Annotated in this window: 1 protein-coding gene; it reads left to right on the forward strand. The window is 31.9% G+C overall.

Features of this window, described 5'->3' with window-relative positions:
• Positions 1–355: IS30 family transposase (locus HMPREF2731_RS00325; RefSeq protein WP_141759916.1), on the forward strand; the 355-nt coding region annotated here is incomplete at its 5' end.
• Positions 356–364: the final 9 nt, after the last annotated feature.

Consider the following 364-nt stretch of genomic DNA (forward strand, 5'->3'; position numbering starts at 1 on the left):
AAAAAAATTAAATCAATGGTTTGAATCTGTACCGAAAAACCTATTCAAATCCATCACTTTTGATTGTGGAAAGGAATTTTCAAATTGGAAACAGATCAGTAATGTCAATGATATTGCCATTTATTTCGCTGATCCAGGAACGCCGTCTCAAAGAGGCCTAAACGAGAATTCTAACGGATTGTTACGTAGAGATGGTTTATTGAAATCTATGGATTTCAATTCAGTAGATGAATTTTTTATTCAATCTGTCGCATCTAAACGAAATAATATTCCTAGAAAATCACTGGATTATCGAACACCTTTGGAAGTATTTTTGAGTTACGTAAGTATTGATGATCTGTCTAACTTAATTTGACAATTAAGA

This window comes from Enterococcus sp. HMSC072F02 (assembly GCF_001837725.1).
Lineage (GTDB): Bacteria > Bacillota > Bacilli > Lactobacillales > Enterococcaceae > Enterococcus_B > Enterococcus_B lactis.